This window comes from Bacillus sp. RE35, from assembly GCF_052146655.1.
GTDB lineage: Bacteria > Bacillota > Bacilli > Bacillales > Bacillaceae_G > Bacillus_A > Bacillus_A cereus.
Map to the genome: position 1 here is coordinate 950,727 of NZ_CP197377.1, position 14,988 is coordinate 965,714.

Sequence of the window (14,988 nt, forward strand, 5' to 3'; positions counted from 1 at the left end):
TGAGAATAGTGATTATGGTTATTAGTAGTTATTAAAGAGGGCCTTGGCTCTTTTTTTATTTTCTTTCGACATAATATGACAATATATGAATTAATAGTTTGGTATTATTATCTAGAAATCTTACATTTATCTACAAATTATTATTGTATTTTTAATTTTTAAAATGTAAAATATTTCAATGTAAATACATACCATTTAGGGGGATAAAGAAATTTATGAAAAAATTATTAGCTTCAGCAACAGCGGTAACACTATTAACAGTGGGGTACAGTTCTTCTGCATTTGCAGCTAAGAGTCCTAATGATACAAAAAACTGTGGCCATTTTAAAAGTCAACAAGATGCTCAAGCATTCTGGGATCAAAATGGATATGGTGTTGGAAATGATCCGCACCGTTTAGATAATGATAAAGACGGCATTCCATGTGAAGATTATAAATATCCAAAGAGCACAAATACTACAACAGAAAATAAAGAAACTACTAAACCTCAAGAACAACCTAAACAAGAAAATACTAAACAGGAAAACACTAAACAAGAACCTGTTAAACAAGAAAACACTAAGCAAGAGAATTCAAAACAAAACAACCAAACAACAAATAATAAACAAGAACAAACTAAGCCTCAAACAACTGCAAAAGAAACAAAGAAAAATACTAATACAGTTGTGAAAAAAGAAACAAAAAAACAAGGTGAAAAATTACCTAATACAGCATCAAACGGTGTTACAATGATGCTAGCAAGCTTAGGATTAGCATTAGCTGGATCTGTATTAATGTTCCGTCGTAAAAAGACAAACGCATAAAATAGTTCCTTAAAACGGCAGGAGAAATCCTGTCGTTTTCAAATGGAGTGATAAAAGTGAATAAAAAACAATGGATAGGCTTATGTTTAACTGTTATTGGACTTACTATCTTTTCCTATTATTTTCTGGAATGGTATAGTGCTAGACAATCAGCAGAGTCGTTAACAACTAGCGAGGCTAAACAATATGAGATCTCCACACCTTCTAAAGAAAATGAAACGCAAAACATCAATCAAACAGAGACAGAGATAAAGACTGACACTTCATTACAAGAAGAACCTGTACAAATTCCTGCTTCAAAGGTAAACCATCAGTTAGGAGATAAAGTAGCATATTTAATTATCCCTAAAATACAAAAGAAATACTCTATATATTGGGGAGCTGATGATAAAGTACTAAAAAAGGGTGTAGGTATGTTTGTTAGTGACTTAACTACTACACCATCTGGAAATGGTCATACAGTTTTAAGTGGACATAGAGATACTGTTTTTACCGAGCTTGGTCAATTAAAGGAAAATGACCAACTTATCGTGGAATATGAAAATAAAACATATACATATGAAATTAACAAGCATTGGATAACAGATTCAGAAGATCGAACAGTTATTGTAGAAAAAAGTGAGCCGACATTAACATTAACAACTTGTTATCCTTTTGACTATATAGGAGACGCTCCAGATCGGTACATAATTGAAGCATCTCTACTTTCTATTCATTGATGAGGATGGAAAGTCCAATACACATTAGTAAAATTAAAGTGGTTATCGAGTCGGAGAAAGGCACCTTAGAGTGTCTTTTTTTATATAATTTAGTTGCCCATATGGAAAGTTTGTTATAGTTTTTTGTTTAGCGTGATTTTTTTCGAAATGCTGGCGGCACCCCATCGCTATCAACCTAACAGAACAGGTTGCTCCCAAAAGTTTTTTATACAAAATAACATCAAAAAATACGTCTTGAACAAGCGTTAAAAAAGACAACTGAAGGGCAAGTATACCCTTTTGGAATCTTTTTAAGAGAAAATGATAAAATGAAGGTAATATTAGGGAATTGTGAGGATGATTACGTTGCTTACTTTGATAAAATTTGTAGTTAGTTATGCTGCAAGTCTATTTGCTTTTATTTTTGGATGGTTCTTAATTTCATATATTTTTAATCCTAGCTTTATTCACCCAGACGTTTTACAGGGGTTCATAAAAACTATCGTCACTTATGGTAGTATACCAGCTCTTATAGTTTGTCTAATTGGGGAAGTCTTATATAGGAAAATTAAACGATGTAGAGAGTTTCAATTTGGAATTCCTTTATTTATAGGACTAGCAGTTATCTATACACTTATACCATTTCTTTTTCTTTTTACTTTTTCTTTTTCACATTTCTTTTATTTCGTAGCACCTGTTATGATGGGGTCCTTAGCTTTTTATGTAGTGCGTAGAAAAATATAATTATAATAGATATGTCTAAATCACCAGTTTCAAAAAGCCTTCACGCAATAATGATTGCATGAAGGCTTTTGATGTTTTCTTATTTTTTTGTCTCGTTAACCCATGTAATAATGTCCTGGATGACGTACTCGGGAATATTAGCAGGGATTTCATATTCACTAGGGAGGCTTAATTCCCCGTCACCCTCCGTGAAGAAATGATTCAATTTCGGGTATTTTTTGAACTGAACATTCCTGCGGTTTGCAAGCCCTTCTTGCCATTTTGTATATTCATTTTTTACTGTTACTTGATAATCACGTGCTCCTTGCAGAATGAGTAAAGGCTCTTTTCGTGATTTTGCCTCTTCAACTGGACGCCACCTAGAAACATCATACATAAAATGAGGTGACCCAAAATTGTAGCCAGCTGGAGGATGGTCAGGATTGAAAGTAGGGTCCTGAATAAAAGCAGCCTGTCTTTTTAGTTCATCGATTTCTTCCTTTGATGCCCCAAGGTATTCATACTGATCAATGGCAATGTCAGTCAAAGGGCGTGCAGGTGGTGCGAGTAAGATACTTCCTCGAACAAGTGAGGAAGGCGCTTTGCTCAGTATACGCGGCATTGTGCCAGCTCCTTGGCTATGTCCGAGAATGAAAATATTATTTGGATCAATGCCTTCCTGCTGCGCTGCTGACTTTGCTGCATATATGGCATCATCTGTAGTATCACGGTCTAATGTAACAGGTTCTGCACTCATCTTTAATGCATGTTCTAAGGTACGTTTTTCATAGCGCAACACTGCAATTCCGTTGGATGAAAGGCCCACCGCAAGGTCTCGTAAGATTTTTGTTCCCAAATAGGTAGCATCGCGATCATGGATGCCAGCACCATGCACAAGAACAACGACGGGTACCTTTTCACCACGCTGATGCTTCGGAACTGTTAATGTCGCTGGTAACGGATAGGCAGAATTTCCAATGACGATTTCACGTTCTTGATAGGAGTCAGGTTGATCATAGCTAGGATGTGGGATGGTATAAGATTCTTCGGGTGGCCTTTCTCCAATTTCATCTACTTTCCCGCCAGGTGTGAATTTAAGGAGTAGCGGTATGGTAGTTCCTTCGGTAGCTGCTGGAATTTCTACCGTCTGATGGACCAAGTTTCGTTCTTTTATCACGGGGGTTCCCATGCTTTTTATCCCGCTCCAGCCACTTTGTGTCCACCAGTTTTGTAATGTGGTTGCTGTAAACTTGGATTGAAAAGCAGTAGACGTCAACTGTAGTGCCTCTGCATACTTACCTTGCTGGAGATATTCAAAAAATAATGATGTACGCTCCGTTAAAGAGACTAGTTTCTTTTCAGCAGATTGTTCTTCGCGTGTATCTGCGTGAATAGTTGTTGTAAGCGGGAAAGATGAAACGCCTAAAGAAAAGAGTAGGGGAAAGGTAAGTACTGATCTTTGTATTTTCTTTTTTTTATTCATGTTTTAACCTCCAATACGTGATGGTACAAAACAAGTATGGTAATTAGAATTCTGGTGCGAAAACTTCAAAATATTTGCAAGCAATCTCCAAAACTTGGACATACTCATATTATTATTCTAAAAAAACGTAGCTTTCTTCTCTTGTCACATGCATATTAATCCCAGAAATAATCTTTCTTCCTTCACTTTATATTTTGATTATACGAAATAAAGCTCTCGTTTTTCTTACTTGATACTTACAAATTCCTTAAGTAAAGGATATTTTAAAATCTTAGCTTGATGAATATGTAGCGGTACTCCTATGTTAAGAGATAGCTTAAGGAACGAGGATTATATTGTTTTTATAAAGGGTTGATGTTATGTTTGTTTTGTAACATATGGTGTTTTATGCATGTAGGAGGATTTATTGAAGAAATTATTAATATTGTTTTTATTAGCTACATTTTGTCTACAGATTACAGGATGTTCTAATAATATGGGTACACTAAGGGAGAAGTCTAAAACTTCAACAACTGTGAAGTCTAAACGCATCAATAAAGGGTGGTACAAACATATGTAATAGTTTGTATCACCCTTTGTTGATGATAGAAGTCATAAAGAAAAGACACCCTAAGGTGCCTTCCTTCGACTTGAACCATCTTAATTTTAATAATATATTGGACTCCCATCCAACTATTATTTTACCATGTTAAATTGTTTTATTCATTGAGAAATATGCTTTAAATCTATATTTTTAAAAAATATATAGATTTGAACAATATGTATACGAGCCACATATCAAAAAAAGACACTCTCAAGAGTGCCTCTCCTTAGCAGCCGAATCCGCCGCCCCAACAGCTAGCGCCAACAATGATTAATAAGATGAAGAGCACAACAAGTAAGGCAAATCCGCCGCCGAAACCACAGCCACCACCACAACTACCGCCATAGCCCATATTAACTCCTCCTTCCATAAAGACCATTTATTAATGGATTTAATTTAATTTATGTTTTTAAGGGTGAATGGAGCAGGTCCTTAAAAAAATAAAAGGATTTTGGAAGTTAAAAAGAGTTGACGATCTTATTTTTGTCACCGGAATTTTGTCTTCTACATATTGTATTTTATTCTGTGTATTGGGGGAAGGAGGATCTTATGGCTAATTCTGAGATGATTTTACGTTTACTTACGGATTTAAAGATTGAACAACAATTGTTGAAAGAACAGTTAGAGAAAATGCAAACAGCTGTGACTATTCTTGAAGAAAAATCAGTGACGCTTAAAGAAAAACCAGCGACTCTTAAAGAAAAAACAATGACTCCTGAAGAAAAACCATCTGTTACAAAGCAAAGAGCTTTTTCTGGACGCCCAACATCTTTTCGTGATTGGAGAGCATCTAGTCAAAAAAATTAGGGAATGTTATGTGAAATGATAAATAAAAAAGTACAGTCTGCTGTAGAAAAGACTGTACTTTTTTATGTTAGTAGAGAATGTTAAGGGAGACGTATTTATTTTGCCTATTCCAATTCCACTTTTAATTGGAGCTCTTTATCTAACTTATCATTATTAAATTTTAAAGTTAATCCTCGCGTGTTTTTCGGTACATCAAATACAATGTTTCCGTCCGAATGTTCATCAGGGTTAACAATACCAAATTTAAATGTAGAGGTATTTGCAGCTTTAAGTACGGATTGATGTTCATTGGAAATGTGATATTCTCTTCCAAATCCATCAATTAATTTAAAGTTGTTGATATCTAGTGTAATGGGTTCTTCTTTACGATTATAAACGGCGATGTCTAATACTTTAAAGACACCTTGTGCTTTAACTTCTCCAGTCCCTAGAACATCTAATGACTCGGCAGATCCCATTGACATGTATACATCAGAGGAATCTACATTGGTAGGAAGTTCTTTTTGCGAATCCTTGTTGCTAAGTTTGTCATTCTCTGTTTTTTTAGAAGTCGCCTGCTCATTTTTCGCAGGCGTATCATGTGAACTGCAAGCTGATACTCCAAACAAGAATGTGCTACATAATAATGATGCTAATAACTTTTTGTTCATCGTTTGTTTCTTCCTTCCAAAATAGAAGCACTTTTAATGAGTGCTATATATATTTGTCTTTATATGTATTACATTTTATATCTTATTATATTAATTTTGGAAGGAAAAGGGAAAAATGCACATTTCTCTGATTCGAATTATTTATCTGTCTAAAAGTTGAAATTAAAATGAGCCCCATAAATGATAAACCATTCCACTGACAAAAAACACTAATCCTAAAAATAAAACAATTAAAGCAAGAATTCCATTTTTATTATGTTCCATAAAATAAGCTCCTTTTTCATTTACTTACATACAAAAAGCCTTTAGTCGTAATTATGGCTAAAGGCCTTAATCTTCATACTTTGTAGTTTATAAAAAAGTTGTACTTCTGTATTAATTTGGAATATGATTATTTAAAGAGAAGGTGATGAGTACATGCAGGAAACAAAACAATTCCCGCTTATATCGGGAAATCTCTCATTAGATTTAGTAAATACAGAGTTAGTTAGGCGTGGACAACGTTATGATTTATTAATAACAGATGAAGATGTATTAGAATGGCTACATGTAATAAAGGTTAATCTTCCTTTTTGGAATGAAAAAACACTTATAGGAATTCAGAAGCGAATGGATCAAGTTACATCTAGCATATTAGAGGTAAGAGAAGTATTGAGAAAACAGTTTGAGGCAATTGCTGATCAGCAAGAAATTTCTAATGATTTTATTACGTATTTAGAAAAACAAATTGAGAAGGCACCATTTACATATAAAATCATTGAACAGCAGCTAGTATCTATCCCAGTTGGAGAAATCGAGGATGTACTCGCATCGTTAATTGCATTTGACGCTTTAACGTTAATAGCAGAAAATAAGCTTATTTCCCTTAAAAGGTGTTCAAATCCTGACTGTGTTTTATTATTTATAGATAAGAGTGGAAAACGAAAATGGTGTTCTATGAAAATATGTGGGAACCGGAAAAAGGTAGCAAAATTTCAGGATCGAAAATTTGAGGAAGTTTAGAGAATCAACTTATAACAGTTGATTCTTTTTTTGCATTTTAAAACTAACCCCTTAAATTAATATTTACAGGTTAGTTATGCTGGGTTATAATTGTTGGTAAATAAAGGAGGAGAACGATGGATAATATAACAGCAACTAAGCAGAAAGATCCTCAACCAATAAGTGTACGATATTTTACAAAAATGAAAGGGAAAGGAAGAAGCCCATTACAAGTAAATGTAAAGGACTCTTTAACGGGACTACTAGGGGGATTTTTAACAATTCTTACCTTAACATATTTAACGAGCATAACCTCTACAGAATTATTAATGGCTCCATTTGGTGCGAGTTGTGTATTAGCGTTTGGAGTTTGGAATGCGCCATTATCTCAGCCGCGTAATATTATTGGAGGACATTTGATTTCAACTTTCATTGGTCTATCAATATATCATTTGTTTGGGAATGAATATTGGACAATTGCTTTAGCGGTGGGGATGGCAATAGCCGTTATGATGTTAACGAGAACGACGCACCCTCCGGCAGGCGCCGATCCGATTATCGTAATTTTAGGGGCAAATAGTTGGAGTTATTTAGTAACACCAGTTTTAATTGGCTCCGTTGTTATTGTAGTTATTGCTTTATTCATTAATAATATGAGTAGTAAAAGAAGTTATCCAACTTTTTGGATGTAGTTTGTGAAGTGAAAAATAATTTAATTGAGTATTCTATTCTTACTATGTTTTATTTTTTATATAGTAAAAGCCTTAGTCGTAATTGTAGCTAATGGCTTGGGTCCTCATACTTTGTAGTTCATAAAGAAAAGACACTTTAAAGTGTCTTCTACAGATTTGAATTATTTAATTCATGTAATTAATATTCGTTAGCATAAAACTCTTTTATTAATTTTATTTCATTTGTATCTGGATTAAACTTAAATATTTTAATTTGATTCGATTCGTCTTTGTATGCAAATGTATTCTCACCAACTTGGGTCATATTGCTGGTGTTTAAGATAGGATCGCTACCGTGATCAGTAATTTCCACAGTTTTCTCACGATCCCAGAATGCAATGACAATAATCAAAATGATAAGACATACCCGTATAAAACGTAATTCTCTTGCAACAGGATGTTCCATCTGTTTGTCTCCTTTACTGTTTGATAGAGTCTGTTTATAAAAGAGATGATTCCTAGGAATATAAATAAAAAAGACACCGTAAAGTGTCTTTTTTATTTTAGTTATGCGCATTACTTAATAAGACGCTAGTTCCTCAGTCTGGCTATGAGTAACTATGTAGGGTAATTCCATTATAACATTTTAACCAGTAATGGGTCTATATGGAATTTAATTGATTTTCTTTTTGATTATTCAGAACGATTAATCGGATATTTAGATGAAGGAAGCGGTGAGGAAGAAGGGAATTAACTTGTTTTAGAAGAGTGTCTTCTTTTTTGTATCATTGTGAGTAAAGTGTAGAGTTATATTTCTCTTTACACGAACATAACGGTATAATATAGTTAAGTAAACTTAACTATTTAACAAAACGAAATAAAAGCATGGAGGAATAACGCTATGACTAGAACGTATAAAGAAGTAATTAATGAAATGAACCGAGCTTATAATGAATTCTACATTTTACTATTCCAGGAGTTAAAAGATGAGTTCGGTCTTACAGGACAGCAAGAGAGCATGCTATTTCATATTAATTTAAATGAAAACACGACAGCAAATCACATTGCGACTACTTTTAATATATCAAAAAGTGCCGTTAGCCAAGTTTTATCTAAATTGGAGAAACAGAAGATGATTTCAAAACAAGTAAACCCTAATAATAAACGGGAGTATTTTCTTACACTTGGTCCAAACGGTAGTAAGTATATAGAGCGGTTGTCGGAGTTAGATGATGTATTAATTGAGAAATATTTTTCTAAAATCGATATAAACGCCCTAGAGCAAATGACAGATACGTTAACGAAAATAAATAAAGTCATATTGGAAGAAAAACAGAAAGATCTTGATTGTAATGAGTAAGAACGTAGATGAAGCAATTAGTAGAAAGGAGGAGAAGTGTATTATGAGTTTCATACCAAATATGATTACGATAGCAAATTTTGTATGTGGGCTTTTAGCTATTTACGCTGTTTTCGTTCACGATATTTATTTGGGAGCAGTTTTTATTATTACAGGTATGTTGTTTGACTTTTTAGATGGTATGGTCGCTCGGAAACTTGATTCTGTTTCGGAAATTGGTGGAGAGTTAGACTCATTTGCGGATTTAGTTACTTTTGGTGTGGCACCGTCTATTCTTGCATATAGTGCCTCGTTAAAAGATTTGCAGTCTATCGGGATGATATGCGCGCTTGCTTACAGTATTTGCGGCATGCTTCGGCTTGCAAGATTTAACACACAGCAAAGCAAACTCCCGACCTTTATCGGCATGCCAATCCCATTCGCGGCAATGTGTCTCCTCATTTTATGTTTTTTAAAGAATCCAGTTTCCGTGGCGTTTGGTACATGCGTACTCGCTTATTTAATGGTAAGCAAAATCAAATTCCCTCATTTTAAAAAAGATATAGCTGAAAGCTTGAAGCCTGGAAGATTGGATTGATGATACGGGATTACAATGAGAAAGATAAAGGAGTATAACATGATTCGTATGGCATTAAGATTATTCAACATACAAATGTATTGTTTGCTAGGCGTAATGTTATTGGGATGGCTTGTGACACCTTTTTCAGCCCAGTTCGTAGGGATAAGCATTGGCCTTTTAGTAAGTATGTACTGCGCCTGGATTTTAGGAAGGCGTATTGAAAAGTTCGGAGATAGCATTGTGAAAAAAGAAAAAGCACCGATGCTTGGAATGATAAATCGGTTCGCAGCCGCAATACTCGGCGCGATTATTATGTATGAAATTGAACACCATGAATTCATGTGGACATTCGCTGCTGGAATTATGGGTGGGTATTTCTTGGTTATTATTAATTTGGGGTATTACAGTATGAGGGATGAGAAGGGATAAAGTGAAACCTAAGTTTCAGCATACTGTTGCCTAACAACGAATAGCGGATTAGTAATTAGAGTAATAATAAAATCTAACATAAAATTTAAGGAAAATTTTATATTTCCCCCACTTTTTATTTTAAAAGTTTTTCCTATCCTATAAACAAGTTACATCAAGGAGGAGACTGAAAATGAATAAGTGGGGATTTTTTTATTTTTAATATATTCCCTATATTCGAAGACAAAGTAAAAGATTAAATATATGAACAAAGTACTGGTTCTTAAACTATGTTCTAAAATAATAGATGAAAATGTAAAGTTAGGGGATTCCACATGCATACAGAAGTTTTAATGAGTTATTTGTATACTTATTTTTTTACAATTATGTTTTGTATTTTATTTCAAATTGGATTTTATTTTAAAGCGAAAAGAAACATATCTATTCGGCATTTTCTATGGGTATATGTTTTTCTGTTCTACCTTTCGTTAGTGTATAAGGTGACGCAGATTGCAACTGTATGGGATATAAGTAGATATGAAACGTGGATTCGTGTAAGTCAAATCAACTTGACTCTATTTGATACGGCAGGTAGTACTACGTATCTTTTGAACATCGTACTGTTTATGCCGTTCGGTTTTTTATTACCGATGATTTGGCCGTATTTTAGAAAAATAAAAAACACGGTATGTGCAGGATTCTTTTTTTCATTGGCAATTGAGTTAAATCAATTGTTAAATAATAGAATTACAGATATTGATGATTTATTTACGAACACCCTCGGGGCGATTATTGGGTATTTATTATATAGAGCTTTAAAAATGATATTTAAAAGAGAGGGGGAAAAGCTTGATACCAGCTCTTCTCTAGTTATAAAATACGAGGCTATTTTTTGTTTAGTATGTTCATTTGTAGGAGCGATGTTAATTTATCATCCAGCTTTATTTGGAAGACCTGTCATCATTCAGTGAGGCAATTACGAATTTCTTTTGAATGCTCGAGTGATATTTCAATTTGCAAAAAGCCTTTAACTTGTTATAGTTAAAGGCTTTTATCATCATAATTTTTACTTACCAATTACCCACTCTAACATCCGCCTTCAACCACTTCACCCAATCAAAATCCTCTACCTTAAGCAAACTAAGCGAAACACCCTTCATATCTAAAGAAGTTAACAGTGTACCAACCTTTACGAATGTCACTTGCAATCCTTCAAGTTCACACAAACGGCGAATGTCGTTTGCGAAAATGTATTGTTCCATTAATGGAGTTGCGCCGAGTCCATTAATGAGGATAGCGAAGTTGTCTCCTTTTCTCCAGCGATAAATGCTTTTTAGTTTGTTCATTAGTTCGATCGCTAATATTTCAGAAGAGGATAGTGCTTCTTTACGGTAACCTTTTTCTCCGTGAATGCCTACGCCATAAAACACTTCATCGTCATTTAATGTGAATGAAGCTTTTCCTTTTACTGGATCGTTGACAGGGGAAAGAGCAACTCCTAATGTGTGTAAGTTTTTAGTGATAGAGCGGCCAAGTGTTGTTAGTTCTTCTAGAGAATGGCCTTCAAGAGCGGCCGCACCAAGTATTTTTTGAACGAAAACAGTACCAGCGACGCCGCGTCTTCTTTTATTAAAAGAAGCATCATCTTCAATTGAAACGTCGTCATTTACGATGATGTGGTCAATTTTTCTTCCTTCTTCTTTAGCGATCTGCTTTGCCGCAAGAAAGTTCTCAACGTCATCTTTAAAGTTTTTAATAATGAATAGTATACTTTTATCTTTTGGCATAAGGCGAGTTGCCGCCGCAATTTGTTCCACTGTAGGCGGAGTGAAGATGCTTCCGTTTACTGCCGCTGTAAGCATACCTTTTCCTACATAGCCAATATCAGCAGGTTCATGTCCGCTACCACCGCCACTTATAATAGCGACGTCTTGCTTCATTTTTTCGATATCTTTTACATAAATGATGTTATTCGTTTCATCGTAATTTACTTTGTCGTTATGTTCAAAATAAAAGCCGTGCAGCATATCTTGAACGATATTTTGTACATCATTCATAATCTTTTTCATTGCTTTTGCCACCCTTTAATTACTTTGCTGATTGCTCCAGTAATAGTAGTAATTGATTGTTTATCATATTTTTCATAAGAGAAGACATAATGGAAGGATCTACTTCGCACTTACTTTCAATCCAATCTTTTATCGTTCCAACGAAGCCGTGACTATAAAAGGAGGCAATCGTATTTTTTGTCTCATCAGAAAGGCTGAATCCACAGCTCACAGATAGTTCATCGATAATCTTCATATATAAGTTTTTCGTATGCTCAAATAAATAGTGATTAAACGAGTTTTGCTCAATGACTTTAAAAGCATTTCGGTAAAATTTTTGATTTTCATAAAAGTAATCAAATAATAAATCGAAAATGTTTTCCCACGTTTCATAATCGAGAAAGTCGATAATGTTTTCCTTCGTTTCTTCTCTATAAATCCAGCTTAATAGTTCAAATTTATCTTTAAAATGATAATAAAAAGTTTGCCTACGCATTTGACAGTGTAACATAATATCGCTCACTGATATTTTATGAAACGACTCTGTTTCCATTAAATACTTCAATGAGTTCGCGATTATCTTTTTAGAAATTATAGAAGAGGTCATCTGAATCATCCCTAGAATGTTATTAATATGAAAATCCTATCTATAAATGAGAGCGGTGTCTTTAGACAGATTGTCCATTTTGTCCGTTTACTATAAAACGCTTTCATTTTAACATGGTTAGTAAGAAGAAGATTTCAAATATATCACAATATATTAAAGGAATTGAGGGAGAACTACAATGAAAAAGATTATAAACAAACCAGAAACATTAGTAATGGAAATGTGCAACGGAATGGTTATGGCTCATCCAGAGCTTGAGCTTTTGAAAAAATATAAAGTGATTAAGAAGAAAGAAATGAACGAAAATAAAGTAACGTTAATTAGTGGAGGCGGTAGTGGTCACGAGCCGGCACATGCAGGATTAGTCGGAAAAGGAATGTTAGATGCGGCAGTGTGCGGAGATGTGTTTGCGTCACCTTCACAAATTCAGGTATACCAAGCGATTAAAGAGACAGCTAGTAAAAAAGGTACGTTATTAATTATTAAAAATTATAGCGGCGATATTATGAATTTCAAAAACGGTGCGCATTTAGCGACGGAAGATGGAATTGAAGTCGACTACGTAAAGGTGGACGATGATATTGCGGTAGAAGATAGCCTGTACACAGTAGGACGCCGCGGCGTTGCGGGCGTTATTTTAGTTCATAAAATTGCCGGCGCAGCAGCGGAAGCAGGTATGGATTTAGGAGCGGTGAAAGCTGTAGCAGAAAAAGCAGCGGCTAACGTGCGCACAATCGGTTTAGCATTAACGTCTTGTACAGTTCCAGCGAGTGGATCACCTACTTTCACACTTGCGGAAGATGAAATGGAATACGGTGTAGGTATTCACGGCGAACCAGGAATTAAGCGTGAAAAAATGCTGTCAGCAGATGAACTAGCGAACCGTATGACAAATGACCTTGTAAAAGATTTAGGAGTAAAAGATGGCGAGGAAATCGCAATTCTAGTTAACGGTTTTGGCGGAACACCACTGCAAGAACTTTACTTATTTAACAACGCAGTTACGAGAGAACTAGCTGCAAGAAACATTAAAATTAATAGAGTATTCGTCGGTAACTATATGACAAGTATTGATATGGCTGGTATGTCTTTAACGGTAATGAAGTTAGATGAAGAGCTAAAAACATTACTATCAAAAGAATGTAATACACCAGCGTTTAAAGTAGACGGTCCAGTTGAAAGTGTAGAGTACGTAAATGTACTTGAAGAGACAGAAGAGAAGGAAGTTTCATTTGAACTAGAAACTGCGGAAGAGCACGCTGTTATTAAAGATAATGTTATTACATTAAACAACATGATTTATCTCGTTGATAAAATGAGCGATATTATTATTAAAAATGAAGTACCGTTCTGTGAGCTAGATACGCATGCTGGTGATGGCGACTTCGGAATGAGTGTGGCAAAAGGATTTAAGCAATTAAAACGTGAGTGGCACTCTATTGTAGAACAAGAAAACGTAACGATCGGATCATTCCTTGACGGCTGTTCGATGATTATTATGGAACATTGCGGCGGCGCATCTGGTCCAATTTGGGGCGGTGCATTCCGCGCAGCTAGTAAAGCAGCAGCCGAGAAGCGTGAGTTAACAGTGAAAGAATTCGCTGAAATGCTGCAAGCAGCATTGCAAGGCATCCAATCGATCGGTGAAAGATCATTCGGCAGAGGAGCAGTAGTTGGTGACAAAACACTTGTTGACGCACTTGCTCCATGTGTAGACTCTTGGTTAGATAGCGCCTCAAACGAAGTAGACGTAAAAACTGCCTTTGAAAAAGGAGCAGAAGCAGCGGTCAAAGGAGCAGAGTACACGAAAGAAATCGTAGCTCGCATGGGCCGCGCTGGTACAGTTGGCGAAAGAAGCTTAGGATATCCAGATGCAGGTGCACATGCACTTGGGGTTATCTTTACGGAGATTGCAGGTAGTTTGAAATAGTAATTGGAAAGTCCCTCTGCTTTAAGGTGGAGGGGTTTTTCTGTAGTTTTCGAGAATAATAGTATGTGTCTTTTTGTATTACCAAAAACGACCGATTTTGGTGATACAGAAGGACATAAATCTCGTTTTTTATCGGACTTCTTTTTACTGTACTTTTATTTTCTTTATGAGTTATTAGAAAAATAATTGTCTATATAAGTCTTTATTTTTTCAAAATCCTTTTCCATAAATAAAATTGCTGGTACTTCAATTATTGGAAGATTATTTTCATTATCAAAAGGTGGACACGGTTTGGGAACTACCAAATAGTCAACTGAGCTTTTATCCCTAATATAATTAATTGAAACATCATAATGTTTGGAAAAATATTCCTTCAAATCATCCTGATTCCTTAAAAATGGTAGAGAAAATATTGAACCATAATTTATACCAGCGTCGACAATTAATACAAAGCATATTTTTTTCATGATACACCCTCCTCGTATAATAAGTTTTAAGTTAATAATTGTTCCTTGAAAATTAAATAGTTTTTATATTCAAGAGCTACATCAAAAAAATGATGTATGGGTAAAATTTAGTCTTGGATACTGGTGATTCCCAGATAATGGAAGTATAGAAGTAAAAAGATATGGTTATAATTTAAGTCTTCGACACGATATAACATATCCCCTGTAAAA

The 14,988-nt window shown here is 34.8% G+C and carries 18 protein-coding genes and 1 pseudogene; 12 read left to right on the plus strand and 7 right to left on the minus strand.

Features of this window, described 5'->3' with window-relative positions; genetic code table 11:
- Positions 1–215 precede the first annotated feature (215 nt).
- The 4 genes and pseudogenes from ACTL4X_RS04960 (at position 216) to ACTL4X_RS04975 (ending at position 2,245) form a co-directional block, all read left to right on the plus strand.
- Entirely contained in the window at positions 216–803 is a 588-nt protein-coding gene (locus tag ACTL4X_RS04960) for an excalibur calcium-binding domain-containing protein (RefSeq protein ID WP_000734536.1), read from the plus strand.
- A 56-nt stretch (positions 804–859) separates the two neighbouring features.
- The gene (locus ACTL4X_RS04965; protein ID WP_001036110.1) at positions 860–1,522 is read left to right on the plus strand and encodes a class D sortase; all 663 of its coding nucleotides are present in this window, start codon (positions 860–862) and stop codon (positions 1,520–1,522) included.
- A gap of 188 nt (positions 1,523–1,710) precedes the next feature.
- Positions 1,711–1,830 (plus strand): annotated as a pseudogene (locus ACTL4X_RS04970) (GNAT family N-acetyltransferase); the annotation flags it as partial.
- 28 nt (positions 1,831–1,858) lie between these two features.
- Positions 1,859–2,245, plus strand: coding sequence for a hypothetical protein (locus tag ACTL4X_RS04975; protein ID WP_088362895.1), 387 nt, complete (start codon positions 1,859–1,861; stop codon positions 2,243–2,245).
- Positions 2,246–2,324: 79 nt separating this feature from the next.
- On the opposite strand, the gene ACTL4X_RS04980 is transcribed toward ACTL4X_RS04975, so the two are convergent.
- Complete coding sequence (locus ACTL4X_RS04980) at positions 2,325–3,707, minus strand: alpha/beta fold hydrolase (RefSeq protein ID WP_441394995.1); 1,383 nt, start codon at positions 3,705–3,707, stop codon at positions 2,325–2,327.
- Positions 3,708–4,516: 809 nt separating this feature from the next.
- Positions 4,517–4,642 carry a YjcZ family sporulation protein gene (locus ACTL4X_RS04985; RefSeq protein ID WP_000540377.1) on the minus strand — a complete coding sequence of 42 codons (126 nt, stop codon included), beginning with the start codon at positions 4,640–4,642 and terminating at the stop codon, positions 4,517–4,519.
- Positions 4,643–4,839: 197 nt separating this feature from the next.
- Between ACTL4X_RS04985 and ACTL4X_RS04990 the strand changes: the two genes are divergently transcribed.
- On the plus strand, positions 4,840–5,097 hold the full coding sequence (locus ACTL4X_RS04990) for a hypothetical protein (RefSeq protein ID WP_000013694.1): 258 nt from the start codon (positions 4,840–4,842) through the stop codon (positions 5,095–5,097).
- 104 nt (positions 5,098–5,201) lie between these two features.
- Here ACTL4X_RS04990 and ACTL4X_RS04995 read toward each other — a convergent pair whose 3' ends face one another.
- Positions 5,202–5,747: a DUF4352 domain-containing protein gene (locus ACTL4X_RS04995; protein WP_441394996.1), complete on the minus strand. Its 546-nt coding sequence runs from the start codon at positions 5,745–5,747 to the stop codon at positions 5,202–5,204.
- Between the two features lie 417 nt (positions 5,748–6,164).
- Here ACTL4X_RS04995 and ACTL4X_RS05000 point away from each other — a divergent pair, with 417 nt between their 5' ends.
- Both ACTL4X_RS05000 and ACTL4X_RS05005 read left to right on the plus strand, forming a co-directional pair.
- Entirely contained in the window at positions 6,165–6,749 is a 585-nt protein-coding gene (locus ACTL4X_RS05000; protein WP_001158435.1) for a CGNR zinc finger domain-containing protein, read from the plus strand.
- 116 nt (positions 6,750–6,865) lie between these two features.
- On the plus strand, positions 6,866–7,420 hold the full coding sequence (locus ACTL4X_RS05005; protein WP_000368844.1) for an HPP family protein: 555 nt from the start codon (positions 6,866–6,868) through the stop codon (positions 7,418–7,420).
- A 178-nt stretch (positions 7,421–7,598) separates the two neighbouring features.
- On the opposite strand, the gene ACTL4X_RS05010 is transcribed toward ACTL4X_RS05005, so the two are convergent.
- Positions 7,599–7,865: a YmzC family protein gene (locus ACTL4X_RS05010; RefSeq protein ID WP_000400965.1), complete on the minus strand. Its 267-nt coding sequence runs from the start codon at positions 7,863–7,865 to the stop codon at positions 7,599–7,601.
- Between the two features lie 435 nt (positions 7,866–8,300).
- Between ACTL4X_RS05010 and ACTL4X_RS05015 the strand changes: the two genes are divergently transcribed.
- The 4 genes from ACTL4X_RS05015 to ACTL4X_RS05030 all read left to right on the plus strand — a co-directional run bounded on the left by ACTL4X_RS05015 (position 8,301) and on the right by ACTL4X_RS05030 (position 10,697).
- Complete coding sequence (locus ACTL4X_RS05015) at positions 8,301–8,759, plus strand: MarR family winged helix-turn-helix transcriptional regulator (protein ID WP_000198939.1); 459 nt, start codon at positions 8,301–8,303, stop codon at positions 8,757–8,759.
- A gap of 43 nt (positions 8,760–8,802) precedes the next feature.
- Complete coding sequence (gene pssA / locus ACTL4X_RS05020) at positions 8,803–9,336, plus strand: CDP-diacylglycerol--serine O-phosphatidyltransferase (RefSeq protein ID WP_033695667.1); 534 nt, start codon at positions 8,803–8,805, stop codon at positions 9,334–9,336.
- 39 nt (positions 9,337–9,375) lie between these two features.
- Complete coding sequence (locus tag ACTL4X_RS05025) at positions 9,376–9,747, plus strand: ATP synthase subunit I (protein ID WP_441394997.1); 372 nt, start codon at positions 9,376–9,378, stop codon at positions 9,745–9,747.
- Between the two features lie 314 nt (positions 9,748–10,061).
- A complete protein-coding gene (locus ACTL4X_RS05030; protein ID WP_000556719.1) occupies positions 10,062–10,697 on the plus strand; it encodes a VanZ family protein in 636 nt (211 codons plus the stop codon).
- A gap of 99 nt (positions 10,698–10,796) precedes the next feature.
- Here the strand turns inward: ACTL4X_RS05030 and dhaQ are convergent, their stop codons facing one another.
- Both dhaQ and dhaS read right to left on the minus strand, forming a co-directional pair.
- Positions 10,797–11,795, minus strand: coding sequence for a DhaKLM operon coactivator DhaQ (dhaQ, locus tag ACTL4X_RS05035; protein WP_000723363.1), 999 nt, complete (start codon positions 11,793–11,795; stop codon positions 10,797–10,799).
- A 19-nt stretch (positions 11,796–11,814) separates the two neighbouring features.
- Positions 11,815–12,381, minus strand: coding sequence for a dihydroxyacetone kinase transcriptional activator DhaS (gene dhaS / locus ACTL4X_RS05040; protein ID WP_000204220.1), 567 nt, complete (start codon positions 12,379–12,381; stop codon positions 11,815–11,817).
- Positions 12,382–12,559: 178 nt separating this feature from the next.
- Between dhaS and dhaK the strand changes: the two genes are divergently transcribed.
- Entirely contained in the window at positions 12,560–14,311 is a 1,752-nt protein-coding gene (dhaK, locus tag ACTL4X_RS05045) for a dihydroxyacetone kinase subunit DhaK (protein ID WP_071740853.1), read from the plus strand.
- Positions 14,312–14,475: 164 nt separating this feature from the next.
- Here dhaK and ACTL4X_RS05050 read toward each other — a convergent pair whose 3' ends face one another.
- On the minus strand, positions 14,476–14,778 hold the full coding sequence (locus tag ACTL4X_RS05050) for a hypothetical protein (protein ID WP_000717610.1): 303 nt from the start codon (positions 14,776–14,778) through the stop codon (positions 14,476–14,478).
- Between the last annotated feature and the right edge of the window lie 210 nt (positions 14,779–14,988).